The organism is Burkholderia sp. BCC0419 (assembly GCF_902830285.1).
Taxonomy (GTDB): Bacteria; Pseudomonadota; Gammaproteobacteria; order Burkholderiales; family Burkholderiaceae; genus Burkholderia.
In genome coordinates, this window is record NZ_CADESR010000002.1 from 790509 (window position 1) to 815368 (window position 24860).

General features: G+C 64.4%; 24 protein-coding genes and 1 pseudogene. 11 read left to right on the forward strand and 14 right to left on the reverse strand.

The window, feature by feature from the left end; all coding sequences use genetic code 11:
• The first annotated feature begins 168 nt into the window (after positions 1-168).
• Complete coding sequence (locus HWW87_RS17045; protein WP_208449946.1) at positions 169-663, forward strand: hypothetical protein; 495 nt, start codon at positions 169-171, stop codon at positions 661-663.
• An 87-nt stretch (positions 664-750) separates the two neighbouring features.
• Here HWW87_RS17045 and HWW87_RS17050 read toward each other — a convergent pair whose 3' ends face one another.
• A complete protein-coding gene (locus HWW87_RS17050; protein WP_175821263.1) occupies positions 751-1350 on the reverse strand; it encodes a cupin domain-containing protein in 600 nt (199 codons plus the stop codon).
• A gap of 20 nt (positions 1351-1370) precedes the next feature.
• A complete protein-coding gene (locus tag HWW87_RS17055) occupies positions 1371-2237 on the reverse strand; it encodes an alpha/beta hydrolase (RefSeq protein WP_175821264.1) in 867 nt (288 codons plus the stop codon).
• Positions 2238-2402: 165 nt separating this feature from the next.
• Here HWW87_RS17055 and HWW87_RS17060 point away from each other — a divergent pair, with 165 nt between their 5' ends.
• The gene (locus tag HWW87_RS17060) at positions 2403-2915 is read left to right on the forward strand and encodes a MarR family winged helix-turn-helix transcriptional regulator (RefSeq protein WP_175821265.1); all 513 of its coding nucleotides are present in this window, start codon (positions 2403-2405) and stop codon (positions 2913-2915) included.
• 220 nt (positions 2916-3135) lie between these two features.
• Here the strand turns inward: HWW87_RS17060 and HWW87_RS17065 are convergent, their stop codons facing one another.
• Positions 3136-4149, reverse strand: coding sequence for a hypothetical protein (locus HWW87_RS17065; RefSeq protein ID WP_175821266.1), 1014 nt, complete (start codon positions 4147-4149; stop codon positions 3136-3138).
• Positions 4150-4920: 771 nt separating this feature from the next.
• On the opposite strand from HWW87_RS17065, the gene HWW87_RS17070 reads away from it, so the two are divergent.
• Positions 4921-6618, forward strand: a complete 1698-nt coding sequence (locus HWW87_RS17070) for a M4 family metallopeptidase (protein ID WP_175821267.1) — start codon at positions 4921-4923, stop codon at positions 6616-6618.
• Between the two features lie 446 nt (positions 6619-7064).
• The gene (locus HWW87_RS17075) at positions 7065-7907 is read left to right on the forward strand and encodes an FkbM family methyltransferase (protein WP_175821268.1); all 843 of its coding nucleotides are present in this window, start codon (positions 7065-7067) and stop codon (positions 7905-7907) included.
• 136 nt (positions 7908-8043) lie between these two features.
• On the opposite strand, the gene HWW87_RS17080 is transcribed toward HWW87_RS17075, so the two are convergent.
• Both HWW87_RS17080 and HWW87_RS17085 read right to left on the reverse strand, forming a co-directional pair.
• Positions 8044-8805, reverse strand: coding sequence for a hypothetical protein (locus HWW87_RS17080; RefSeq protein ID WP_175821269.1), 762 nt, complete (start codon positions 8803-8805; stop codon positions 8044-8046).
• A gap of 1 nt (position 8806) precedes the next feature.
• Entirely contained in the window at positions 8807-9307 is a 501-nt protein-coding gene (locus HWW87_RS17085; protein ID WP_175821270.1) for a hypothetical protein, read from the reverse strand.
• 322 nt (positions 9308-9629) lie between these two features.
• Here HWW87_RS17085 and HWW87_RS17090 point away from each other — a divergent pair, with 322 nt between their 5' ends.
• On the forward strand, positions 9630-10100 hold the full coding sequence (locus HWW87_RS17090) for a hypothetical protein (protein ID WP_244107279.1): 471 nt from the start codon (positions 9630-9632) through the stop codon (positions 10098-10100).
• Positions 10101-10171: 71 nt separating this feature from the next.
• Here the strand turns inward: HWW87_RS17090 and HWW87_RS17095 are convergent, their stop codons facing one another.
• On the reverse strand, positions 10172-11161 hold the full coding sequence (locus HWW87_RS17095) for an ABC transporter substrate-binding protein (RefSeq protein ID WP_175821271.1): 990 nt from the start codon (positions 11159-11161) through the stop codon (positions 10172-10174).
• Positions 11162-11202: 41 nt separating this feature from the next.
• The gene (locus tag HWW87_RS17100) at positions 11203-11547 is read right to left on the reverse strand and encodes a DUF3088 domain-containing protein (protein WP_175821272.1); all 345 of its coding nucleotides are present in this window, start codon (positions 11545-11547) and stop codon (positions 11203-11205) included.
• 491 nt (positions 11548-12038) lie between these two features.
• Here HWW87_RS17100 and HWW87_RS17105 point away from each other — a divergent pair, with 491 nt between their 5' ends.
• From HWW87_RS17105 to HWW87_RS17120, 4 genes are all read left to right on the forward strand, one after another.
• Entirely contained in the window at positions 12039-13223 is a 1185-nt protein-coding gene (locus tag HWW87_RS17105; RefSeq protein WP_175821273.1) for a porin, read from the forward strand.
• A gap of 132 nt (positions 13224-13355) precedes the next feature.
• Positions 13356-14612, forward strand: coding sequence for a sulfite dehydrogenase (gene soxC / locus HWW87_RS17110; protein ID WP_175821509.1), 1257 nt, complete (start codon positions 13356-13358; stop codon positions 14610-14612).
• A complete protein-coding gene (locus HWW87_RS17115; RefSeq protein WP_175821274.1) occupies positions 14605-15129 on the forward strand; it encodes a cytochrome c in 525 nt (174 codons plus the stop codon). Before soxC ends, HWW87_RS17115 begins: the two co-directional genes overlap by 8 nt.
• 79 nt (positions 15130-15208) lie before the next feature.
• Positions 15209-16396, forward strand: a complete 1188-nt coding sequence (locus HWW87_RS17120) for an LLM class flavin-dependent oxidoreductase (protein WP_175821275.1) — start codon at positions 15209-15211, stop codon at positions 16394-16396.
• A 54-nt stretch (positions 16397-16450) separates the two neighbouring features.
• Here HWW87_RS17120 and HWW87_RS17125 read toward each other — a convergent pair whose 3' ends face one another.
• The 7 genes and pseudogenes from HWW87_RS17125 to HWW87_RS17155 form a co-directional block, all read right to left on the reverse strand.
• Positions 16451-17668 (reverse strand): acyl-CoA dehydrogenase family protein, encoded by a 1218-nt coding sequence (locus HWW87_RS17125; protein WP_175821276.1) that lies wholly within the window; start codon positions 17666-17668, stop codon positions 16451-16453.
• A gap of 201 nt (positions 17669-17869) precedes the next feature.
• Positions 17870-18757, reverse strand: coding sequence for an ABC transporter permease (locus tag HWW87_RS17130; RefSeq protein WP_175821277.1), 888 nt, complete (start codon positions 18755-18757; stop codon positions 17870-17872).
• Positions 18754-19740, reverse strand: a complete 987-nt coding sequence (locus tag HWW87_RS17135) for an ABC transporter ATP-binding protein (RefSeq protein WP_175821278.1) — start codon at positions 19738-19740, stop codon at positions 18754-18756. The genes HWW87_RS17130 and HWW87_RS17135 overlap by 4 nt, the downstream gene beginning before the upstream one ends.
• A gap of 67 nt (positions 19741-19807) precedes the next feature.
• The gene (locus tag HWW87_RS17140; protein ID WP_175821279.1) at positions 19808-20839 is read right to left on the reverse strand and encodes an ABC transporter substrate-binding protein; all 1032 of its coding nucleotides are present in this window, start codon (positions 20837-20839) and stop codon (positions 19808-19810) included.
• A 48-nt stretch (positions 20840-20887) separates the two neighbouring features.
• Positions 20888-21814, reverse strand: coding sequence for a TauD/TfdA family dioxygenase (locus tag HWW87_RS17145; RefSeq protein ID WP_175821280.1), 927 nt, complete (start codon positions 21812-21814; stop codon positions 20888-20890).
• A 167-nt stretch (positions 21815-21981) separates the two neighbouring features.
• Positions 21982-22098, reverse strand: a pseudogene (locus HWW87_RS17150) (aldehyde dehydrogenase family protein); the annotation flags it as partial.
• A 31-nt stretch (positions 22099-22129) separates the two neighbouring features.
• Complete coding sequence (locus HWW87_RS17155; RefSeq protein WP_175821281.1) at positions 22130-23020, reverse strand: LysR family transcriptional regulator; 891 nt, start codon at positions 23018-23020, stop codon at positions 22130-22132.
• Positions 23021-23129: 109 nt separating this feature from the next.
• On the opposite strand from HWW87_RS17155, the gene HWW87_RS17160 reads away from it, so the two are divergent.
• Entirely contained in the window at positions 23130-23744 is a 615-nt protein-coding gene (locus HWW87_RS17160) for a nitroreductase family protein (protein ID WP_175821282.1), read from the forward strand.
• 75 nt (positions 23745-23819) lie between these two features.
• Positions 23820-24806: a zinc-binding dehydrogenase gene (locus HWW87_RS17165; RefSeq protein WP_175821283.1), complete on the forward strand. Its 987-nt coding sequence runs from the start codon at positions 23820-23822 to the stop codon at positions 24804-24806.
• Positions 24807-24860 lie beyond the last annotated feature (54 nt).

Below are 24860 nucleotides of genomic sequence, written 5' to 3' on the forward strand. Positions count from 1 at the left end.
CGTTTGATCGGAGGAAAGTCCGGCACGAGGGCTTCCCACGGCGAGCGCCGCTTGGCACTCGGCACCGACCGGCTTGCCACGTTTTGTTGTTGGGATGCGCGGGCGCGGCACGTAGGATGGGTGGATTGTTGCGGGCCAAAAAATGACGGAGGGGTAATGAATCGGGGGATGTGGATTGGAAAAGTGGGGGATGCCGAAGCGTCGGCGTTCTATGGCAGCGAGAATCATCGCTCGATGCTGCCACCAGTCGGGCACCGGCGTTACGTCGTTCCTCGGCGCGCAGATCACCACGGCGTCGTTTGTTGCGAACAACGTGAAGAATGTTGCAGTGGACCTGCGCTATGCGCTGATGCCTTATGTCTTTACTGCGCTATACACGCAGATACGGGTCGCCTACCAGGTTACAACCTCGCGGCAAGCTGGCAAGTTACACCGTTTATGTTGTTAGCCGCCGGCTTTACGCAGACCCACTTCGACAGTGGGGTGATGAATATGGGCGAGCTGACCGTGAACTACCTGCTTTCCAAGAGCACGGCCATCTACGCAAACGAGATATTCCAACGGGCTTCGAACGGCCACGTAGCCGCAATCGCTGCCGTCGGCCCGGCTGGCGCACGCTCGCAGAATGTCTTGATGGCCGGGATATGGAACACTGGGATCTGATGGCATCCGGATTGCCCTCCATCCGACCTTAGCGGGCGGGGGTGAGCACCAAACTGTCAAACGGGCTCCGTGTGCGCTGCGAGTGACTCAACCACCGAATCCGCCCTGCCGAGTCGTCAGCGGCACTGCCCCATCGGAGAGCGTAGGCAGGGTGCCGTCGGAAAACTGTCGTATCAACTCCATCACGCCCGGCATCGCTTCGGATAACGGGGCGTCGTCCTGCACGATCGCGAGCAACAGTCCTTCGTCATCGCCGGGAGTCGGCACGACGTTTTCGAAGCAACGCGGCACGCCAGGCGGAAACGAAATCGTGTCGTACACGTTGAGATCGACGAACTCCATCTTCGCCGGACCCGTTTCCCACGTAAAACGCCACGTGCCGCCGAGCGGAATGAACGTTTCGTTGGAGTTGTGATTGTGTAGCACTGGTCCATTACCCGGCTTCGCCTTAAGAAAGCCGACGCTGAAGCCAGCCTTCGGCGCGATGCACGCATGAGCATCGTCGCCCACCGGGTTGACCGCGTCGGGGCCAGTCGGCGGCTCGAAGCCAAACACATTCATGATGGCTTTGCGATGACCGTCAATCTCGCTGTCCGGCAAACCGGTGGAGACATGCGTCAGATCCCGAAAACGGGCGACGAATTTTTCGGTCATTTCTTCTTTGGAAACCCAGCGAACAGGCAACATGGTGACGTTCCTCGTATCGATTAAACAGGGGATCCTGACGCGAAGCGGCGGCGCAGCAGCACCGCGAACGGTTCAGGGCGTTGAATCGCAGGTAGATGCCCTCCGCCCGCGATGATTTCGTGTTGCGCGCTCGCATAGCGTTCACGCAACGCATTGCGCATCAATGGTGGCACCATCGGATCGGCATCGTCGTCGACAATCACTATTTGTGCCGGTTCGAGCGGCAGCGGTGCCAGCGGTGCGGCGCGCATCATCAGCAGCACGCGCGATTTATAGTTTTCGACACTTTGCACCGGGCCGACTAACGCTTTCATGACGGCTGAGACGCGCGCTTGGCCGTCATCCATATCAGTCGTCGCCTCGAAGGGCTTCATGTTCTGCTTCACCAGACTGTCTGCCGACATGCGTTCAATATGGTCAATATGGGGGAGGCTCGCGACGAACGGTGCCGGGTCGCAAAACCCGTTCGCAATCACGAGCTGACCGATCCACTGCGGCCGAGCGAGTGCTAATGCTTGTGCGAGATAGCCACCGAGCGATGAGCCGACGACATGAACGTAGTTCAACCGCAACGCTTCGAGCAGGTCCGTCGTTGCCTCGATCATCGAAGCGGTATTGCTAATGTCGGGGGCATCGACCGTCAGCAGCGGAAACTCATCACCAAGCATCAAGCCTGCTTCGAAAAACACATCGCCACCACCCTGGATTCCCGGGATTAGCAGAACGGGCACCTGCCTGGAATTGCGCCCAGGCGTTCGCCGAAGGCGCCACACATGTGTGCCTGCACTGATCTCCTGCAATGGATAACGTTGCTGAAAAACTTTCAGATTCTCCAGTGCGGTTACACCGGCTGCTCGGACGGGAAGAGATCGGTGGTTTTCGCTCATGCTATGCATACCTTCGTGCGTCGCCGGGGCTCTGAGTCGATTGCATGGTCCTCGTGAGCTTTCGCGACATATTGTAAGTCATCTAACAATTAGAATATGTTCGATGACTTACAATGTCAAGGTCAGTCTTCCAATCCGGAAAGTGCCTTGAACTGGTGAATGTCTATGAAAGCGAAATATCTGCTCCCGCCAAGCGAAGTCCGGCGCCACTACAGCCAGGTGCTTGCGCCCGGCCAGGTCACGGCGCTTGACCTGCTATTTGGCTTGCGAGCCTGCGTGCAGACAGTGGAGAAGGAGTTATCGAAGGGTCTTGGCGACGACGCGCTGACACCCGGACGTTTTCAGGTGCTGACAGTTCTTTGGGCTGCACAACATCCCGTGCCGCAGCGGGAGATCGTCAATGCGCTCGGTGTGACGCGCGCCACGGTGTCGCATCTGGTCGATGGTTTGCTTACGGAGGGACATGTGCACGTTACATCGACGGAAACGGACAAGCGTCAGGTCCTGGTCGAACTGACGCCAACAGGGCGGCGCATGACGATGCGTCTTGTGCAGGCCAATGCGGAACGATTGGAGAACTTGTTCCGGGCACTGGAGAAAGGAGACTCCGAGAGCCTGGCTAGGTTGCTCTCCCGGTTGGCTACGGTGATGAGCGAGGTTTGCACCGATGACGTGTAACGGGCAGGGAGCTTTCGGCTCGCCGAGCAGTCTACGTTGGGGGCGGCATAAACCAGTCCAAGATTTTGTCCGCACCTCCAGATGCGACATTACAACTTTGCTCCCACACACAAATTGTCGATAAACAGCATTATGTCAAGTAAAACCGCAACGCTCGTCGGTTGCGGCCGCCGCGCACATCCCCATGCGTATCAGCTTGTCGGTCCAATGCGCAACACCGCTAGAAATTGCGTGCCAGGCCGACCATGAACATGTCCTGATCCTTGTCGTTTCCGGTTGCGACACGATTGAAGCGCAAGCTCGCCGCCCAAGTCGGCGTGACCTGATAGGTCACCTGTGCGCTGAGCAAGGCATTGAATCTCGTCTTGCTCGATACCTCGTCCCTATCATGCGAGAGATACGGACCTACACCTGCCGAAAGCGTCCATTTGCTCTTGATCGGCGCGACGTACCACAATTGCGCGGCCACACCTCGTCGCCCGGCGACGCCATTATTGCCTTCGTAAAGAAAGCTCGCCGAATAGGCCCACGCATTGCCGAGCGGCCGCTTGACTTCGACCATATAACCCTTTTCGATCGGCACTTGAGGACGATTCGTCTGCGACGTCCCGGCCCAAATACCGACCTGCGTCTTGCCGTCCGAAAACGCCGGGGCAGGAGCGCCGCCAAAATCCGAGCCGATGCCGAAGAGCACCGCATCGGAATTGAACCCGCCAATCATCTGGACGTGGTTGTACTGCACCTTGAGGAAGAAGCGGTTGGGAACGAGGTAATACCGCACCGCTGCTGATGCACGCACGCCCCATCGCTTTTCATTCCGCACCTGGTTGTCGACATGCGTCGTGTCCATGCTGAAATACGGCCCCGCCGACAATTCGAGCGCCAAGCGATTGCCGACCGGCCAGCGAAACGAACCCAGGGCGGCGAAGCCGTCACGGTGGTGATCCAGGGGATGCCCCTCGTTCACATACGCGAGGTAGACCGAGAGATAGTCATTCAAGACATCGCCGAAGCCGACTTCGTAGGCGCGCCAATGCATATCGCCCCCCTCGGTCGCGCGTCCGTCGCCAGACACGGCATAGACGTCGATCGTTCTTTCCGATGGCTTGAACTCGACCGGTAAGCTTGACGGACTGTCCTCGGCGTGCGCGTGGCCTGGCCCGGCCAGAATTGTCAGACCGGCGATCGAGCTTGTAAGGATGACGCGCGAATAGATGCGACGGCACTGTCCCATTTTGGACACCCCCCACCCTGGCAACCGCGAATTCCTGGACAAGCTCACAGCAATTATAGGCGGCGAGTAACGGGGAGCCCAGTCACTCATCCGGCCGTAGCGTCCGCGAGTTCCGCACCACGGCGGCCGCTTCGGCAATGAGCGCACACGCCCTGTCGATCGTGCGGGCGGAATCGAAATAGTAAGGTGCTGCATGACAAGCTGCGGCGCAAAATGTCGGAATTCTTTCATCAGAGGTAACCGGTATTGGATTGCCAGATACGTCATCACCTCACTATCCGAATTTCGCCACGCGGCCATCGCTCGCCATACATTCCATACAAATTCAAATGAATCTTTATCAAAAATGTAAATTTAAACAGCACTTCCAAATCCCATCAGGATGAACGGATTAAAACAGTGGAAATCAATATTTAATAAGGCAGATTGAAACCATCACCTCGACTTTTGCTTCACATCGCCCAACCTACCCCTTTACTCGCCTTCGCAACACTTTCCACCCCGCCTCTACACCAGAAATCCCCCGGGGCTACACGCCTTCACCGCAAGATCACCGATGCCGCCACTGCAGCCGACACGATCATTTCAAATCCATAACCAAATCCATACTTGATTAACCTCGACGACATGAAAAAATTAATAAAAAAGAAAATATCTTGTAATTATAAAAACGACCTTCTAGCATGCCTCTGCTGTTCGCGACATGTCTTGTTTAAAAGTCATCACTTGATGCATTCCTCGAACAAACCCATCCATAACCTGGGGAATTACATGAAGAAACTGTCTCGACTGCTGCCCATCGCCGCGATTACCGTCGCGAGTCTCAGTGCTTTTGCCCAGGCCGGCGACCAGCCGGCCGCGGTCGACAAAGCGCTGCAACTGATCCAGCAGAACCCGGCCGCCTTCAGCGTGGCCGTCAGCGGCACGGCACGCACGTTGAAGTTCGCCGGACCACAAGCAGCCGCCCCGACCGACGGCGACCAGTTCCAGGTACGCGACGTGATCGTCGATCCCGACGGCACCGAACACGTGCGCTTCGATCGCTTCCATGCGGGCCTGCCCGTGATAGGCGGCGACGTGGTCGTCCATTCGAGCAAGGGGCAGTTGAAGCAAGCCAGCGTGACCCAGCTCGCGCCGATCAACCTCGCCGGCACGATCGGTAAGGTCGGGAACCGCGCCGTGGTACGCAACGCACCCGACGTGGGCGCGACGCGGGCCAGACAGATCGCGGCCGCGCGCTTCGACTCGGACGTGCGCCGCGTCGACGACGCGGAACTCGTCGTATTCGCACGCGACGTCGCGCCGACGCTGGCCTATGCGGTGCGCGTTTACGGCAAGGCGACCGACACGCACGGCGACGCCGTGCTGTACTACGTCGATGCACGCACCGGCACCGTGCTCGACGCCCAGGACCTGATCAAGACCGCCGCCGCGACCGGCACCGGCCGCTCGCTGTACTACGGCAACCTGACGCTCACGACGGACCAGACCGGCACGAACGCGTACCGGATGCTCGATCCGGGCCGCGGCGGCGGCTCGGTCTACGATGGTCGCGGCCTCAGCTCGGACGAAGTCGAGCAAGCGACCGACCTGCCGATCTTCACGAGCAGCACGAACGTGTGGGGCAACAACACGACCACCGACCGGCAGACCGTCGCGGCAGACATCGACTACGGACTCGCATTGACTTGGGACTACTACAAGACCACGCACAACCGCAACGGCATCTTCAACGACGGCCGCGGCGTGAAGAGCTACGCTCACGTGGTGTTCAATACCGGCAGCGGCACGACCGGCGCGAACGCGGCATGGCTGTCGTCGCGCGTGATGGCGTATGGCGACGGCGAGCTGGGCACTCGCCTGCCGAAACCCGTGGTGTCGGTCGACGTCGCCGGGCACGAGATGAGTCACGGCGTGACCGAGGCCACCGCCAACCTGAACTATTCGGGCGATGCGGGCGGCCTGAACGAATCGACGTCCGACATTTTCGGCACGCTCGTGAAGTTCTACGCGAACAACCCGAACGATCCCGGCAACTATGTGATCGGTGCGCGCGTGGTGAGCGGCGGCCTGCGCAAGATGTACAAGCAGGATCTCGACGGCCGGTCGTTCAGCTGCTACCCGTCCGGTGGCTTCTCGTGGTCGAATCCGCGCCACGATCCGCATTTCACGTCGGGGGTCGGCAACCGCTTCTTCTACCTGCTGTCGGAAGGGCCGTCGGTGCCGTCGACCGACACCGGCCTGTCGAGAGCGCAACTGGTCTGCAACGGCGACACGACCTTCAGCGGGCTGGGCCGCGACAAGGCCGGCAAGATCTGGTACCGGACGCTGACCGTGTACCTGAACGCCAACTCGAGCTATCCGAACGCGCGGCGTGCGTCGATCCAGGCGGCAAACGACCTGTATGGCGCGAACTCGGCCGAAAGCGCGACGGTCGCGCGCGCGTGGAGTGCGGTCGGGGTGAATTGACGGCGCTTGCGTGAATGCGTCGAACGCCGGGAGTCGCGTGGCGAGACTTCGCTTCGGAGGAAAGCGATTTGATCGTGGTCACGCGGCGCCCGGGTGAATGACGGGAAAGTGCCGACCAACCACCTGCGAGTGCAGGCGGTTGGTCGGTGGACCGTGCGTTCTTGCGGTCCGACAGATGAATGGGCACTCGACGGGCACGCATTCCATATGCTGCCAGGCGTGCCGACCTCGCATGAGCAGCGTATTCGCGAACCGGTCAGCCGGACGCTCCGCGTGAACACCGCTACATCGTATTGATGCCGCCGCTCGGGAAGCCGGCTTCCTGAACGGACCGACAACGCGTTATATTCTGGTCCCAGGCAGGACGACGCGCGCCGCATCCGCGGCATGCTCCCGCCATCGCCGCCCTTCCCGACGCGCTTCTTCACCCCGAGAGAACGATAAAAATGGACCACGCGCAGTATTTCAGCCAAAGCTCGATCCAGGCCGCGAATCTTCGCCTGCACTATTTGTCGCAGTTGCTGCGCGAGCAGACGGGCTCGATCGTCCAGTACGGCATCCTGCGCGGGTTTCCGATCGGCTTCAGTCATTGGGCGGAAGTCGCGGTCGGCGGCTACCTGCTCGGCACCTACGAGATCGCCGTTTGCGCGATTCTCGAAGCGCTCGGATCGCCCGACAAGGTGCTGGTCGACCTCGGGGCCGCCGACGGGATTTTCGGCATCGGCCTGGTCAGGAACAACGTCTTTGCGCGCAGCCTGTGTTTCGAGATGGACGAGCAGCGCCGCCACGCGATCCAGCATCGCGCCGCGGAAATGGGGCTGGCGGACCGCGTCGCGGTTTACGGCAAGGCCGATCGCAACCTGCCCGCGATCCTGGCCGAGCACGGCGGGGAGCCGGCCGCACGGGTCATCCTGTGCGATATCGAGGGGGCGGAATTCGACCTGTTCGACGACGCGCTGCTGGAGCAGCTCTCCGGCAGCCACGTGATCATCGAAATCCACGACTTCCTGCTTTCCGATCCGGAGCAAGCCGCCCGCGCCTTCGATGAATTGAGTCAGCGCGCGAGCAAGTACTTCAACGTGTACGAGATCCGCGACGGGCTGCGCGACATTCGCAACATCCCGTTGTTGCGACACTGGTCGGACTGGGACGCATGGCTGATGTGCGTCGAGGCGCGCTACCGGATGATGCGGTGGCTCTGGCTCGAGCCGAAAAGCCGGCCGCGGCGCGCCGATCAGGACATCGACCGCCTGATCCTCGACTACCAGCGCCGGATTTTCGCTGCTTGACGAACGCGCGCGGCGCGAATCGGCACGGCGGCCGCAACGTCACGGCTAGCGTATTCGCGTGGCTCGCGGCCAAGCCGAACGAATCACCGTTCACTCGAACGAAGTGCTCGCTGACGATGCATGTGGACGACAGCGGCTACCCTATTGCATCATCGCCGGACAACATCTCCACCATCTCCGATATCGGCCTGCTCCAGTCACCTAATGTTGCCTGCCGATACAACTGCATTGACCTGTACCACGGTGTATCGCGATGACTGTTGGACCAGCGCTCATCGCCTGCTGCCGACAGCAACACCCATACTGGCCGTCCGAGCGCGCCGGCGAGATGGGCGGGCCTGGTATCCACTGTAATCAATAAATCGAGTGCATCGAGGACGACGGCCGTGTCACCGAGATCGCTCAGTTCGTCGCTGATGACGCCAATGCCGTGTTTATCGAGCACAGCATATTCATCCTCGGTGATCTTGCCGAACTGCAGCGCATGGAAGCGACTCCCGGGCGCGCCGAACAATGGCGCAAGTTGCTCCAGCGAGATGGATCGATAGGGCTCGTGGCGTACCGCGGTACCGCTACGCCAAATCAGGCCTATCTCTCGCACTCCGTGGCGTCGATTTTTGAAAATGTCGGCAACCCGCGTCGTCATTTCTCGTCCAGCCGGCGCCTGCAAGTATGAATCGGTGTAGCTGGGAAAGTATGGCGTCGCCTGATAGCGCACAAAGAGATCAAAGGTACAGAGGACGCAATCACTTTGGTCGATTGCGCTGCGGGCATCTTCTACCACGGTGATCCAATCCAATGCGGAAAATACCGGCGCCAGCGTGTTCGGCGCCTGCAATACGACGGCCTGTGCACCTTCGTCCCGCAAGAGATGCAAATACCGGGAGAACATGATCACGTCACCCAGCCCGCCCTCCTGAATGATGAGGACACGCTTCCCCGCGGCCGATTCGTCGAATCGCAGAAGCTTGCCGACGATTTTCTCGTACTCGAGGGTACTGCTCTGATAGATATTGGAAACTATAGCGGCTCGACTCCATGCGTCGCGCAGTCGTCGACTCAGGGGCGTGGGCCTCGCGAAAACGACCTTGAGCGTATTGCGAGATCGCGAGTTCAACCTTCAGGATTCTGAGATCAGGCTCATGATCAAGTTCGGTGATGGCTTGAGTCAATAGCGTTTCAGCCTGCGAAAACAGGCCGAGATAATTCATATCAATGCCGATCTGCGCGCGAAAGAATGGCTCTTTGACGCGATCCGCGAGCTCCTTCACCACTCGAATCGCTTCCTCCGCGTGGCCCGACAACCTGAGCGCGCGGCCCAGCGCGAGTCCGGCGCTCGCGGATTTCTCACGAAGGTAGGCGTCGTATGCACTATCGAGCCCGAATTGATCGCTGGTCAATGTATCCCCGCATGGAATTCTGGTGATTCGGTTTCTATCTCTGATCGCGTTTTATTTTGGGCGCGGTCGCACACGACAACGTATCGCGATCACCCGTTTCCGGTATCGGCCACCAACCAGGCGATTCACCCGTTCTTTCGCTTCCAGCCCAGGCTGCGGGAAATATGCCGCTGGCTCGTCACCACCCCAATCCACGAACGCAACAGGAATACAACCGCCCTCGAGGCACGCCGATGCAACGTTGTGGTCACTTGCCGAACGTTACACGTTGACCGGGCGACATAAAAGCCCTCCGCCCGGGAACATTTGTCAAATAACTTGAATGACCGTCAACCGGCCGACAATTTGCCTTAACATCCTGCCGTCAGATCAACTCATGTCGAACACGGTCGACCGACCGGCGCGCATCGAGCCGTTGATTTTTCCGCCGGAAGCCCCCGGCACCGATTTCACCCGCCCCCCAGGACCGATCATGTTCCAGACTCCGGGAGATTCCTTCGTCAACGGTTCGTTGCTGGGCCTGTGCGTCGAGGTGCCGCTTGCCGCGCTGGTTTCGCTGCCCATGCACGGCGTCGACTGGAACGGCCCGCGCGTCGCGATGCTCATCGCTACGCCCGTGCTGATCGCGTGCGTTGCGCTGCTGACGCGTCCGGTCGCATTCAGCACGGTATGGAAGCACAAGCGCTCGCCTTTCGAGCTCGACGACAACCTTCGCGCATCGATCTACGGCCGGCTCTGCGGCATCGCGCTCGGCGTGGTATTCGGCATCATGGTCGCGACGACGTTCTCCTGATCCGGTCGCCCCGATTCTTCCGGCGCAACCCGCATCGCCGCTGACCCGCACGCGCTTCCCGTTTCCTCGCGTCACCCCGCCGCAACCAGCGGATTGAACGACGTGTCCCACAATGGAGCGACATGCGCCGGCCCGTCCAGCACGCCGATGCGGGCAAACACGTCCGCGACCTGCTGGTGCTGCGCGACCACGTCGGGCGTCACCGGCAGCAGCGCGTAGTCTTCGCTGCGCTGGTCGAACATCGTGACGAGATCGGCAACCGGCACGCGCGTCTCGCGATTCTGCGCGAGCGCATAGTCGCGGAAATGCCCGTTCGCCCACGCATACGCCCGTCGGAACCGCAGCAGCAGATCGCCCGTCGCCGCACGGCGACGCGCATCGTCGAGCGTGCGCGGATTCGCGTACACCGGAAAATTGCCCGACAGATAGCCCTTCCCCGTCCTCAGCACGCGGGCGCCGTAGCGATTGCGCGCGAGTTGGCCGTTGTAGCCATAGATCGCCCACGCGTCGATGTCGCCGCGATCGTACGCGGACAACCCGTCGGTCGGCGACAGGTTGATCGGCTGGATGTCGTCGAAGGTCAAGCCGGCTTCCGCCAGCTGTCGATACAGGAAATAGTGCGAGGTCGTCGCGCGCACATAGCCGACACGCTTGCCCTTCAGGTCGGCGATGCTGCGGATCGGCGTGTCCTTGCGCGCGAGCGTGACCTGGTTGTTCAGGTCTTCGCGCACGCGCGAGATGAATCTCACATTGGCTTTCTGGCGCGCGGCGAACACGGCCGGAATTTCGCTACCCGAACCGATATCGAGCGCGTCCGCGTTGAGCGCCTCGATATGCAGCACGCCGTTGTTCAGCTCGCGCCAGTCGATCCGGTACGGCGTATCGCCGAGCCCGGCCGCCTGCAGCAGCGCGCGCCAGCCGCCCTTGTAGGTCGCGACGCGCAACGTCGTGCCGGCCAGATCGGCGTCGGCGGCCGGCGCGGCGAACGCGGCCAGTGGGTGCGCCGCGACTGCGGCGCCGGCAAGCAGCAGGCGGCGACGTGCCGCCGACATTGACGACATCGGGTGCTCCTGTCGATCGGATAAGAAGTGGAACCGTCGCGTCAATGCAGCGACGGAAAGCCGTGGCGCTCGGCCAGCAGTTCGAGGATGCGGCGCGCGTCGGTGACGAAGCGCACGTCGCCGAGCGTCTGCGCGTCGTCCGGCGCGGGCCGGTCGCGGCCCAGCACGAGCACCGGCAGGCCCTGGTGTGCGTCGTCGAGCGCGTCGATCACCGCAGGCCGCGGCCGCTCGAAGCCGACGCGCTTCACGTCGAGACGCGCGGCGAGATCGGGCGCGCTCGCCAGCAGCCCTTCGATCGGCAGCCCATGCGGACAGACGAAGCGCTGGCCCGGATGCTTCGGATCGGCAAAGCCCGGTTCCAGCAGAAACAGCACATCGCGACTCATGTCAAACGGCTCCTTTCTCGTAGATCGACCCAGTCGGGAAGCGCGCGCACCTGTGCGCGCCGCCGTTCCCGACGGCTGCCGGCCAGCGGCCGGATGCCAGACTCTACCGTCGCGCCTCGCCCGGCCCTACCAACGTTTTGCGGAATCGATATGCGAGCGCGCATAGCGCATCGGCCGGTCGCCGCCTAGCGGGTCGTTGCGTAAACGCATCGTCATGCGAACGACGCGTATTGCGCACATCGAACGATTTCATCGATCGATATGACCGCGCAGGGGCATTTCCGGCGAGCGACGTTCGCGGTCCGTGCGATGCGTTCGCCGCAGCAGGCGTACCGGACGCGATCGCGGCGCACATGCCGGGCCGGCCGCAACGCACATTACAAATCGGCCGCGCAGCGATTTACAAACCACGGATCGGCCGTTCATCGACGCGTTCGTCGTCAATAGCATCGTGATCCTCACAAACGTACTGATAAAAACAGAGGATGGTCATGATCAAAAAAACGGTGGTACTGGGTTTGGTTTCGATCGGTTCGGTCGGCGCGCAAGCGCAGAGTTCGGTGACGTTGTACGGCGTGGTCGACGCCGGCCTCGCGTATACGAACAACCAGGGCGGCGCGAGCAACATCCAGCAGACGAGCGGCAAGCTGAGCGGCAGCCGCTGGGGCCTGAAAGGCGCGGAGGATCTCGGCGGCGGCCTGCAGGCGGTCTTCACGCTGGAAAGCGGGTTCCGGCCGAGCGACGGCGGGCTCGGCCAGGGCGGCCGCCTGTTCGGCCGGTCCGCGTACGTGGGCCTCGGCAAGAAAGGCCTCGGCACGCTGACGTTCGGCCGTCAGTACGAGCCGATCACCGACCTCGTCGCGCAGTACTCGGGGTCGGGTTTCTGGTCGCCGGCCACGCACGTGGGCGACAACGACAACATGAACCAGAGCTTCCGGCTGAACAACGCGGTGAAGTTCCGCAGCGACACGATCGCCGGCTTCACGGCCGACCTGCTCTATGCATTCAGCAACCAGGCCAATGGCGGCGCGGGCACCGGCTTCTCGAACAACAACGCGTGGGGCGCATCGGCGAACTACGTGAACGGCCCGCTGTCGTTCGGCGGCGGCTATGTGCGGTTCAACCATCCGAACGCGACGTCGAATACGAGCGGCGCGGTGGGCGGCGCGACCTCGACCACCGGCAACGACTACAGCGGCGCGTTCTTCTACGGGCTGAACGGCGGCGTACTGAAGCAGCAGATCGGCGCGGTGGGTGCGAACTATGCGCTCGGCCGCGCGACGCTCGGCTTCGCATGGAGCCACACGCAGCTCGACTATCTCGACGGCTCGTCGCGCAAGTTCAACAACTACGACGTGAACGCGCGCTACCAGATCACACCGGCGGCCACGCTGATCGGTGTCTATACGTTTACCGACGGGCGCGCGAGCGGCCTGCCGGGCACGAGCGGCCAGACGCTGAAGCCGCGCTGGCACCAGTTCACGCTCGGGTTCGACTATGCGCTGTCGAAGCGCACCGATATCTATGTGTCGGGCATCTACCAGCTCGCGGCCGGCGACGCGAGCACCGCCACGTCGGGCGGCTATCGCAAGGTCGCGGCGATCTCGAACATCGGCAGCGCGTCGTCGACGAACCGCCAGCTCGCGTTCGTCAGCGGGCTGCGCGTGAAGTTCTGACGGCACGCGCATCGGGCGCGGCGCAATAGGCACGATAAGCAAAGCGGGAATCGTTGTTTGCCGCGCCGCGCCCGGTTGCCGAGAATGATCGTTTCCCTGCGCGCGGCGCTCGCGCGCGACACGCGTTCGACCATGACCGATTCCCGTTTTCCTCCCCGTGCTTCGCGCCCCGGCCGGCGCGCGGCGCTGCGCCAGCTCGCCGGCGGCTGGGCGGCGGCGCTGCTGCCTGCCGGCGGTGCGCTCGCGAGCCAGCCGCTCGATGTGCCGCCGTGGACGCGCGCGCCCGGTGCGCCGCTGCTGTCGCCCCCGTACGGCATGCCGGGGCAGCACGAGCGCGACGTGATTCGCCGCAGCGCCCGCACGCCGACGCTGCCCGGTTCGGGCTCGTCGATGACGCCGCTCGCCGACCTGTTCGGCGACATCACGCCGAACGGGCTCGTCTACGAGCGTCATCACGCGGGCGTGCCGGACATCGATGCGCAACGCCATCGCGTCGTCGTACACGGCCTCGTGCGCGAGCCGCGCGTCTTCACGCTCGACGATCTGCTGCGCTTCCCGTCCGAATCGCGGATCCACTTCCTCGAATGCTCGGGCAACACGGGCAGCGAATGGAACGGCCCGAGCGGGCTGCCGGTTCAGTTCACGCACGGGTTGCTGTCGTGCTGCGAATGGACCGGCGTCCGGCTGTCGACGCTGCTCGATGAAACGGGCATCGATCCCGCCGCACGCTGGCTGCTCGCCGAAGGCGCGGACGGCGCGGCGATGACGCGCAGCCTGCCGCTCGACCGGATCCTCGAGCGCGCGCTGGTCGTCTATGCGCAGAACGGCGAACGGCTGCGCCCCGAGAACGGCTACCCGGTGCGGCTGATCGTGCCGGGTTTCGAAGGCAACACGAACATCAAGTGGCTGCGACGGCTGAAGCTGGTGCGTGCGCCGGAGATGACGCGCGAGGAAACGTCGAAATACACGAATCTGCTGCCCGACGGCTGTGCGCGCCAGTTCGTGTTCGAGATGGACGCGAAGTCGGTCATCACGCGGCCGTCGGCCGGACATCGGCTCGCCGCGCACGGCTATTACCCGATCAGCGGCTACGCGTGGTCGGGTCGCGGCCGGATTCGCGCCGTCGACGTCTCGACCGACGGCGGCCGCACGTGGCGGCCGGCGCGACTCGCCGGCGACGTACGCGACCGCGCGTTGACGCGCTTCGAGGCCGACTGGGTGTGGCGCGGCGAGCCGGCCGACCTGCAAAGCCGCGCGACCGACGAGACCGGCTACGTGCAGCCGACCCGCGACGCGCTCGTCGCCGCGCGCGGCCTGAACTCGCAGTACCACTACAACGGCATCCAGAACTGGCGCGTCGGCACGGACGGCGAGGTGCGCAATGCATAAGCCGCTCGCTTGCCTGCTTGCGTCCTGCGCGATGACGTCGGGCGCGTTCGGCGCAGGCTTCGGCCTCGGACAGCCGGTCGACCGCGCAGCGCTCGCCGCGTGGGACATCGACGTCGCGCCGGACGGCAGCGGCCTGCCGCCCGGCGCTGGTACGGTCGCGCGCGGCGGCCACGTGTTCGCCGACAAATGCGCGATGTGTCACGGCGCCGGCGGCGAAGGCGGCGTCGGCGATCCGCTCGTCGGCGGCATCGGCTCGCTCGCGAGCGCGAAGCCCAAGAAAACGGTCGGCAGCTACTGGCCCTACGCGACGACGCTGTTCGACTACATTCGCCGTGCGATGCCGTACAACGCGCCGCAATCGCTGAGCGCGGACGACGTCTATGCGGCCACCGCGTACGTTCTCCACCTGAACGGCATCGTGCCCGCCGACGCCCGGCTCGACGCGCGCACGCTGCCGCGCGTGCAGATGCCGAACCGCGACGGCTTCGTGCCCGACCCGAGGCCGGGCAAGCTATGACGCATTCCGATCCGCTTGCCGCCGCATCGGGCCGCGCACCCGCGCGCGTCGCGTCGCACCTGTCAGCAAGGACCCCGTAATGAGCGATCCCTCCGTCGCCGCCCCGCTCGCGCCGTCGCCGTTCGTCGACGTTCGTTCGCCGGCGGACTTTCCCGACAGCCCCGTCTCGCGCACCCTCGCACAGCCGCTGATGCTCGGGCTGTTCCTGCCGATCCAGGCCGGCGGATGGAGCGCGTCGACGCTGCCGCGCTCGACCGACTGGACGTTCGACTACAACGCCGATCTGGTGGCGCGCGCCGAAGCGCTCGGCTTCGATCTCGTGTTCGCGCTGTCGCAGTGGCTGCCGAAAGGCGGCTACGGCGGCGTGTTCGACGGCCAGGCGCTCGACTCGTTCATGACGCTGGCCGCGCTGACCGCGCGCACCGAACGGATCATCCTCGTCGCGACGAGCCACGTGCTCTACGGGCCGTGGCATCCGCTGCATTTCGCGAAGTTCACCGCGACGCTCGACCACATCTCGCGCGGGCGCTGGGGCATCAACGTGGTGACCGGCCACCGCGCGATCGAGCACGAGATGTTCGGCTGGAACCGGATCGAACACGACCGGCGCTACGAGATGGCCGCCGAATTCCTCGATGCGGTCCAGCAGTTGTGGGCGCAACCGGACAATTTCAGCTACACGCCCGAGCTGTCGAACTGGCGGCTGGGCGGCGCATTCGTGACGCCGAAGCCGCGCTACGGCCGCCCGCTGCTGATCAACGCGACGGGTTCCGACGCGGGCATCGCGTTCGCCGCGCGCTATTCGGACATCGTGTTCGTCACGAGCCCCGCCGGCCCCGACGCCGAACGCGCGATCGACGCGCTGCCCGCGCATACCGCACGCGTGAAGGCGGCCGCCGCCGCGCGCGGCCGCACGATCCGCACGCTGCTCAATCCGCTGGTGATCTGCCGCGAGACGGCGGCCGAAGCGCGCGCGTACCGCGACGCGATCGTCGCGCATGCCGACGAAGGCAGCTTCCACCGCTTCGACAGCGACGCCCATGCGTGGCGCGGCGGGTTCGAGCAGCGTGCGCAGGCCGCCGCGCGCGCGATCGGCGGCAACATCTCGATCACCGGCTCGCCCGACGAAGTCGCCGATACCATCGTGCGGCTGCACCGCGCGGGCATCGACGGCATCCAGTTGAGTTTCTACGACTTCAAGCCCGATCTCGACTTCTTCGGCGCGCGCGTGCTGCCGCTGCTGCGCGAAGCCGGCTTGCGGCGTTGACGTCGGCTCTTAAACCCGGCGCGACGGCGCAGCAGCAGCCGTCGGCGGCCGTCGTCAGAACACGCGCCCTTCGGTCAGGTGCGTCGTCACGCCGTTCAATTCGTAATCGCCGACCACCCGCGCCTTGTGCAGCAGCGGGTTGTGGCTGAAGATCGTGCGCAGGTTGCGCCAGTGGCGATCGAAGTTGTGCTCGCGCGCCGTCGCCGACGCACCGCCCACTTCGAACAGCCGCTCGGCCGCATGCAGCGCGAGCTTGCTGACGATCAGTTGCGTGCGCGCGGTCGCGAGCGCGCTGTCGAGCACGAGTGCATCCGCATCGGCGGCGCCCGCTTCGATCGCGTCGGCGGAACGGTCGAGCGCGCGCGCGTTTTCTCGCACGAGTGCGTCGATCGTATGGCTATGCGCGGACAGCTCGCCGACGATCTGCTGGATGAAATGATCGTCGCGCGCGGTGGGCGCCGGGCTGTGCAGCGCGGGACGGCCGTGCGCGAGTACGTAGCGGCGCGCGTCGTCCACCACGTTGCGCACGATACCCGCGCCCGTCGCGACGAGATGAAGCTGCCGCAGCGCACCGCAATGACGGCCGACGAGCGTCGATCCGTCGCGTGGGGCCACTTCGTCCGCGAACACCTGCACGTCGTTCAGCAGCAGGCTGCCGCTCGCGGTCATGCGCTGGCCCATGCCGTCCCAGTCGTCGAGCACCTGCAGGCCGTCGCGCGCCACGGGAATGATCACGGCGAGCGCGTCGCCCTGCTCGTTCTCCGCGTTGATGCGCGCGAAATCGGCAAACGCGGTGCCCGTCGAATAGTATTTTCGGCCCGTCACGCGATGGTGCGCGCCGTCGCGGCGCAGCACGGTCGTGTTCTCGCCGGGGCGCGACGTGCCGCGCTCGGTCGACGCGCCGCCGAAGATCGCGCCGGCCAGCACGCGCTCGAGCTGCACGTCGTTGAACGCCGTGCGCGGTGACAGCCGCAGCGTCTCGGTCTGGTCGTAGTGGATGCGCAGCGCGTGCGCGAGATTCGAATCGGCGGCCGCCAGCGTCGCGATCGTATCGAACAGGTCGACCAGCGTGCCGCCGAGGCCGCCGCGCGCGACCGGAATCCGCAGCGCGCCCAGCGCCGAGCGCCGGAAGATCGCGAAGCCTTCGAACGGCAGTTCGCGACGCGCCTCGCGTTGTGCGGCATCGTGCCCGATCGCAGTCGCGAGATCGGGCAGCGCGGCGAGCGCGTCGCGCAATGCGTCGCGCGGATCGACGGCATCACGGGCAGTCATTCGGCAGGTCCTTGTTCGGGCAGATCGGGGAGCGTCGCGGCAGGGCGCGACGCGGCATCCGTTACACGGCGTACGTTACACGCCGTCCGTTACACGGCGTCCGCTGAGTATAGGGACGCACCCGCCGCGCGTGAAAAACCGATTTCAGCTTACGTTATGCATGCGCCGGGATTGATCGCAGATTGATCGCACCCGAACGCGTCAGTGCTGAATACCCCAGCGCCGCACGGTCACGCGTTCGAGCGTATCGAACACGAGGTTCTCGACCAGCAGCCCGATCACGATGACGGCCGCGAGGCCCGCGAACACGCGGTCCGTATACAGCTCGTTGCGGTTCTGGAAGATGTACCAGCCGAGCCCGCCCTGCCCCGCGCTCGCGCCGAACACGAGCTCGGCCGCGATCAGCGTGCGCCACGCGAAGGCCCAGCCCACGCGCAGGCCCGACAGGATCGACGGCAGCGCGGCCGGCACGAGGATCAGCGCGATCTGGCGCAGCCCCGTGAGCCCGTAGTTGCGCCCGGCCATTTTCAGCGTGGCGGGCACGCCGACGAAGCCGGTATAGATGCTGAGCGCGAGCGGCCACAGCACCGCGTGCACGAGCACGAACAGCAGGCTGCCGGTGCCGAGCCCGAACCACAGCAGCGCGATCGGCAGCAATGCAATCGACGGCAGCGGATTGAACATCGACGTGAGCATCGTCAGCAGATCGCGGCCGATGCGCGTGGATACCGCAAGCGACGTCAGCGCGAACGCCAGCAGCACGCCCAGCGCATAGCCGCGCAGCAGCACCGACATCGAGATGCCGGTCTTGACCAGCAGTTCGCCCGACTCGATGCCTTGCACGAACGCGGCCAGCGTCGCGCCGAAGGTCGGGACGAGCAGATCGTTCGCGACGATGCGCGCGACGATCTCCCACACGGCGATCAGCACGAGCGCAATGACGCTGCGGCGAAACCACGCGGCACCAGCGATGCGGCGCAGCAGCGGCGCCGGCGCCGCGCGCTCGGCGTCGGGCAGCGTGTCGAGCGTGCGCGTGTATTCGGCGCGCACGGGCGGCAGCGGCGGCAGGACCGGATCGATCGTACTCATGATGCGGCGTCCTCCGTCGTCGGTACGTGCGCGTCGGTGTCGAACAGCAGGCGATGGATCCGCGCGACGTTGTCGCGGAAGTCGCCGGTGTCGACGTTGTCGAGCGAATGCTCGTGACTGTTGAGCTCCGCGCGCACGCGACCCGGATGCGGCGACAGCAGCAGAATCCGGTTGCCGACCACGAGCGCCTCCTCGATCGAATGCGTGACGAACAGCAGCGTGAAGCGGAACTCGTCCCACAGCCGCAGCAGTTCCTCCTGCATCTTGCGACGCGTGAGCGCATCGAGCGCGGCGAACGGTTCGTCCATCAGCAGCACGCGCGGCTGCATCGCGAGCGCCCGCGCAATCGCGACGCGCTGTTTCATGCCGCCCGACAGCGTATGCGGATAGGCATCGGCAAACGTGCCGAGGCCAACCTTGTCGAGATAGTGCAGCGCGCGCTCGCGTGCTTCGGCGCGCGACAGCTTCGCGGCGGCGCGCAACGGAAACGCGACGTTCTCGACCACCGTCTTCCACGGCGGCAACTGGTCGAATTCCTGGAACACGACGATGCGGTCGGGCCCCGGCCCGCGTACGGGCCGGCCGTCGAGCGCGATCGAACCCGACACGGGCTCGATGAAGCCGGCGATCGCCTTCAGCAGCGTCGACTTCCCGCACCCCGACGGGCCGAGCAGCACGAAGCGGTCGCTGCCGTACACGTCGAAGCTCACCTGATGCGTCGCGCGAACGATCCGCTCGCCGCTGCGGTATTCGAGGCTGACCTGGTCGATCGCCAGCAGGCGTTCGCTGGGCGTGCCGACCGGTGCGGCGTGCGCCGCGGGCTGGGCGGCGACACGCGTATCGGGCGCGGCTGACGCAGCCGGCGCCGCGCCGCCACGTGCCGCATACGGCGGCAACCAGGTTCGGGGAGAAGTGGCGTTCACGATCGAATCTCTTGCGGGAAAAGCATCAACATACGGCCGGCCGTCGTGCGGACCAACCATCGATTGCGCATATCGAAACCGTGCCGACGCATAAGCGTCGATCGCGGCGTCGCAGCATCGGCGCCGCTCAACTGCCGCCGGCCGTCGCCGGATCGTCGAAGAAGTAGTCGCGCCACGACTTCGGTTCGTTGCGGATCGCGCCGGTGCGATGCATGAACTGCGCGAGCGGCAGCGTGTTCTGCGGCGCGGTCTTGAACTGCACCTGCGGATTGCGCAGGATCTTCAGCAGCAGCGCGCGATCGATCTTCGATGCGTTCACGCGAATATAGGTATCGGCCGCGCGCTCCGGATCGGCCGCGATCTGGCGCGCGGCGTCGGCCAGCGCGGCGACGAACGCGCGGTAGGTCTTCGGGTTGTCGTCGCGGAATTTCTCGGTCGCGTACAGCACCGTTGCCGAACTCGGGCCGCCGAGCACGTCATAGGAATTCAGCACGATGTGCGCGTTCGGGTTGCCGGCGAGCTCCTGCTCCTGGAACGGCGGATTGCCGAAGTGACCGGTGATCACGTTGCTGTTCGCGAGAATCGCGGCCGTCGCGTCCGGATGCGGAATCGCCTGCGTGAGCGCGTCGAGCTTGTCGAACTGCTTGTCGCCCCACTGCTTCGCCGCGGCGTACTGCAGCACGCGCGACTGCACCGACACGCCGACCGCCGGCACCGCGATGCGGTCCTTCGCGCTCAGGTCGGCGATCGTCTTCACGTTCGGGTTGCTGCTCACGAGGTAGTACGGAAAATTGCCGAGCGACGCGACGCCCTTCACGTTCTGCCGGCCGCGCGTGCGGTCCCACACGGTCAACAGCGGCCCGACGCCCGCGCCCGCGACGTCCACCGCGCCGGACAGCAGCGCGTCGTTCACGGCCGCGCCGCCCGACAGCCGCACCCAGTCGACCTTGATGTCGAGGCCGGCCTTGCGCCCTTCCTTCTCGATCAGTTGCTGGTCGCGCGCGACGTTCAGCATCAGGTAGACGACGCCGAACTGCTCGGCGATGCGGATGCGGCCCTCCGCGTGCGCGGTTTGCGGGATCACCGCACCCGCGAAAGCGAGCGCGGCGGTGAGCGTGGCCGCCAGCGCGCGACGCGCCGGCAAGAACGAAAACGACATCGGAACTCCGGTCAGGAAGGGGCGGAAATGAATGACGCGGCGCGCGGCTCAGAAAGGCGCGTCGCCTTCGATCGTCGTGCGGTACAGCTTGCGGCGCAGATGGTCGGGCGTGCCGGCGGCGAGATGCATCAGCGAACGGTTGTCCCAGAACACCAGGTCGTGGTCGCGCCACGCGTGTCGATACAGATGCTCGGCGCGCACGCTGTGCGCGAACAATTCGTCGAGCAGCGCGCGGCTTTCGTCGTCGGGCAGCCCGACGATGCGCGTCGTGAAATGCTCGCTGACGAACAGCGCCTTGCGGCCGGTTTCCGGATGCGTGCGCACGACCGGATGAACGACCGCCGCGACCTGCGCGATCTGCTCGGGCGACAGGTTGGGCCGCCACGGGCTGCGCGCCTGCAGTTCCGCATAGCGCGCGAGATACGTATGCTCGGCGCGCCGCCCTTCGATCGCGCGGCGCAGATGGGCCGGCAGCGTGTCCCACGCGAGATGCATGTTCGCGAACAGCGTGTCACCGCCCTCCGCCGGCAGTTCCTGCGCGTGCAGCAGCGAGCCGAGGCTCGGTTTTTCCTTGTACGACAGGTCGGAATGCCAGAAATGGCCGGCGTCGCCGAGCCCGACCGGTTTGCCGTTCTCGACGATGTTCGACACGATCAGCACTTCCGGGTGACCAGCCAGCGCGAACTGGTGCAACACGTGAATCTGCAGCGGGCCGAAGCGGCGGCTGAACGCGATGTGCTCGTCCGGCGTGATGCGCTGGTCGCGAAACACCAGCACGTGGTGATCGAGATGCGCGCGATGGATGCGCGCGAAATCGTCGGCGTCGAGCGGTTTCGACAGCTCGAGGCCGATCACTTCGGCGCCGAGCGGCGCGTCGAACGCCACGATGTCGAAGTGCTGCGCCGCGCCGTCCGGCCGCAAGGCGGGATGCCCGGCGGAAAGCGTTGCGGCGTCGCGGATGGCGGTAGTCGTCACGGCACGGCCCCTGATTCGGTCAAAACGCGAATCTACGAGGGCGTGCCGGCGTGCGTCAACGAAGCGATTCGGATACGTTTATCTGCTGCGGTGATAAAGATCGCTGCTCGCGCATACGGCGCAGATCGGGGGGCGGAATCGTTCAACCGGTGCCGATGACGGGAGGTTCCTGCCGCAATCGCCCTGTCGACTGCCCTGTTCACCCGCGCAACGTTGTCCTTGTCGATCAGTGGCCCCATGTCGCTGTCCGGGTCGGACGCAGGCCCAACGCGCACTGCAGCGAGACGCGGCGCAGCATCGGCAATCGATACCCGGCTAGCGATACAAATCGGCGCGTACGGGATCCTTCCAGTATTCCTGACAAAATTCGAGGTAGGCTCGCACGACCGATGAGGGATGGCGGTGAGACGGATATAGCAGATTGATCTCCTGCTCCTGCAACGGATACGCGTCGAGCAATGCGACGAGCCGTTGCGCACGGAGATCCTCATCGACGAGAAACGGCGGCAACTCGGTCGCGACGTGCCCGGCGAGCGCGCGGCGGCGAAGGTGCGCGTAATCGTTCGTGGAGAACAGCGGACGCGGATGGAATGGCGTGTCACCCAGGTGCCAGACCGGCTGCATATAGGCAGCCAGGCCCCACGTCGCACACGGCAGCAAATGCAGATCCTCCGGCGTTGACGGATAACCGTACTGCTCGAGCAGCGCGGGACTGGCAACCAGTCGATGTCGGTAGCGCAGGATTTTCCGCGCCACCATCGACTCGTGCTCGATCGTACCGACCCGCAATGCCACGTCGATGCCGTCGACGATCAGGTCGACACGCCGCTCCGTCGTGTAGACAAACAGCCTGATGCCCGGAAAGCGCATCTGGAACGCTGCCAGCAAATCCCACCAGATATCGAACGTCGGCGGCAACGAGATGCGCAGGAAGCCCTTGAGCTGGTGCTGCGCGCTGACCACCGCCTCCTTCGCTTCCGCCAGTGCTTCGATACCGCGGCTCGCATGCTCGTAGAGCCGGACACCTGCATCCGTCAATTTGGTGCCCCTCACCGAACGTTCGAGCAACTGGACATTCAGTTGCTTCTCGAGCTCCCGCATCCGTCGGCTCAAGGTCGGCAACGGCACGCCGGTGCGTGACGCGGCGGCCGACAGACTGCCGGCTTGCACCACGGTCACAAACATCTCGACGGCATTCAGGTCCATATCATCCTCTCAAATTTGACAGGAAGTGTATCGGTTTTGGTGGTTCCAGACAGACAGTCGAACCCGCATAGTGGCCTCCTGCTCCCTCACCCGATCAAAGGAGAACGCGATGCCCAGCATTGAAACACTTTTGAAATCAAGGATTTCCACCAACAAGTACGACTCCGCCCGCTTGTTGACCGACCAGCAGATCGACGAACTGATTCAACTCGCAACGACTGCGCCGTCCGCCTTCAATCTCCAGAACTGGAAGTTTGTCGCCGTACGCAGCGCGGCTGGCAAGGCAAAGCTGCTGCCGCTCGCTTACGGCCAGCAGAAGGTGGTCGATGCGGCAGTGACCTTCATCGTGTGCGGCACGCTCGAGCCGCACATCACGCTGCCCGCCGCGCTGAAGCCGTCCGTCGAACGCGGCATTCTCGACCAGGGCATCTACGAGGGCTGGGTCGGCGCTGCCAACAGCATGTATGGCGACAACCCCGCGTTCCAGCGCGACGAGGCCGTGCGCTCGGCATCGCTTGCCGCGATGACGCTGATGCTCGCCGCGCAGGATCGCGGGCTCGCATCGGGGCCGATGATCGGTTTCGATCCGGTGGCTGTTGCTGCTGCGTTCGACCTGAAATCGACCGACGTGCCGGTGATGCTCGTGACCGTGGGCTACGCAGCCCCGGGCAACTGGCCGCAGAAACCCCGCAAGTCCACATCCGACGTGCTGACGTTCGCGTAATGCTATGACGCCGGTCGGCGCTGTTTCCCCACGCGTCGACTGGCCGGCTACTCCATCCTGAAACGAGAAGACATCGTGAAAGCTTACGTAATTGAACGGGCCGGCGGCCCCGACGTCCTGCAAATTCGCGACATTCCGTCGGTCGCGCCGAATGCCGATGAAGTTCGTATCCGTGTGCGCGCCTTTGGTCTCAACCGCGCCGAAACGTACCTGCGCGCCGGCAAGATGGGCCCGATCGATGGGCCGCGGGTGCCTGGCATCGAGGCAGTCGGCGAAATCGTCGAAGATGCGTTCGGCAAGTTCCGGATCGGTCAGCGCGTGGCAACTGCAATGGGCGGTTTGCAGTTTACGCGGCACGGCAGCTATGCCGAAGAAGTGACCGTATTGCGTAGCAACGTGATCGATCTGGACGGCACCACGTCGTCGTGGGAAGAGCTCGCAGCGCTGCCGCAGGCTTACCTGACGATCTGGGGCGCGCTGCACCGAAGCCTCGGCATCGAGGCGGGCCAGACGCTGCTGGTACGCGGCGCGACGTCGACGGTCGGCCTCGCCGCCGTAACTTATGCGAAGGTGTCTGGCCTTCACGTGGTGGCGACGACGCGCTCCGCCAGGAATGAAGAGCGGCTGTTCCGGGCCGGCGCGGACAAGGTCGTCATCGACTCCGGCGCGATTGCCGACGACGTGCAGCGCCTCTTTCCAGAGGGCATCGACGCGGCGCTCGAAATCGTCGGCGCATCGACCCTGCGCGACACGGCGAAGACGTTGCGCCCGTTCGGCGCCGTCACGGTCATCGGGCTGCTCGGGGGGCCACCCGTGCTCGAGCAGTTCAACCTGATGGCCGACCTGCCGCCCGCGGTGCGGTTGAGTTTTTTCCCGAGCCAGCTGTTCGGCACACCGGCGCTGCCGCTCGACAACACGCCACTGCGGATGATTGCAGACGACATCGCTGACAAGCGCCTGCCTTCGTCACTCGAGCGAACCTTCGCGTTCGACGAGGTCCGGAAGGCCCATGAGCTGATCGAAAGCAACCGCGCGCTCGGCAAGCTTGTCGTTCGCGTGTGATGACCTGGACGGGACGCATGTTGCGATCCGTCCCGTCAGGCTCCTTTACGCATC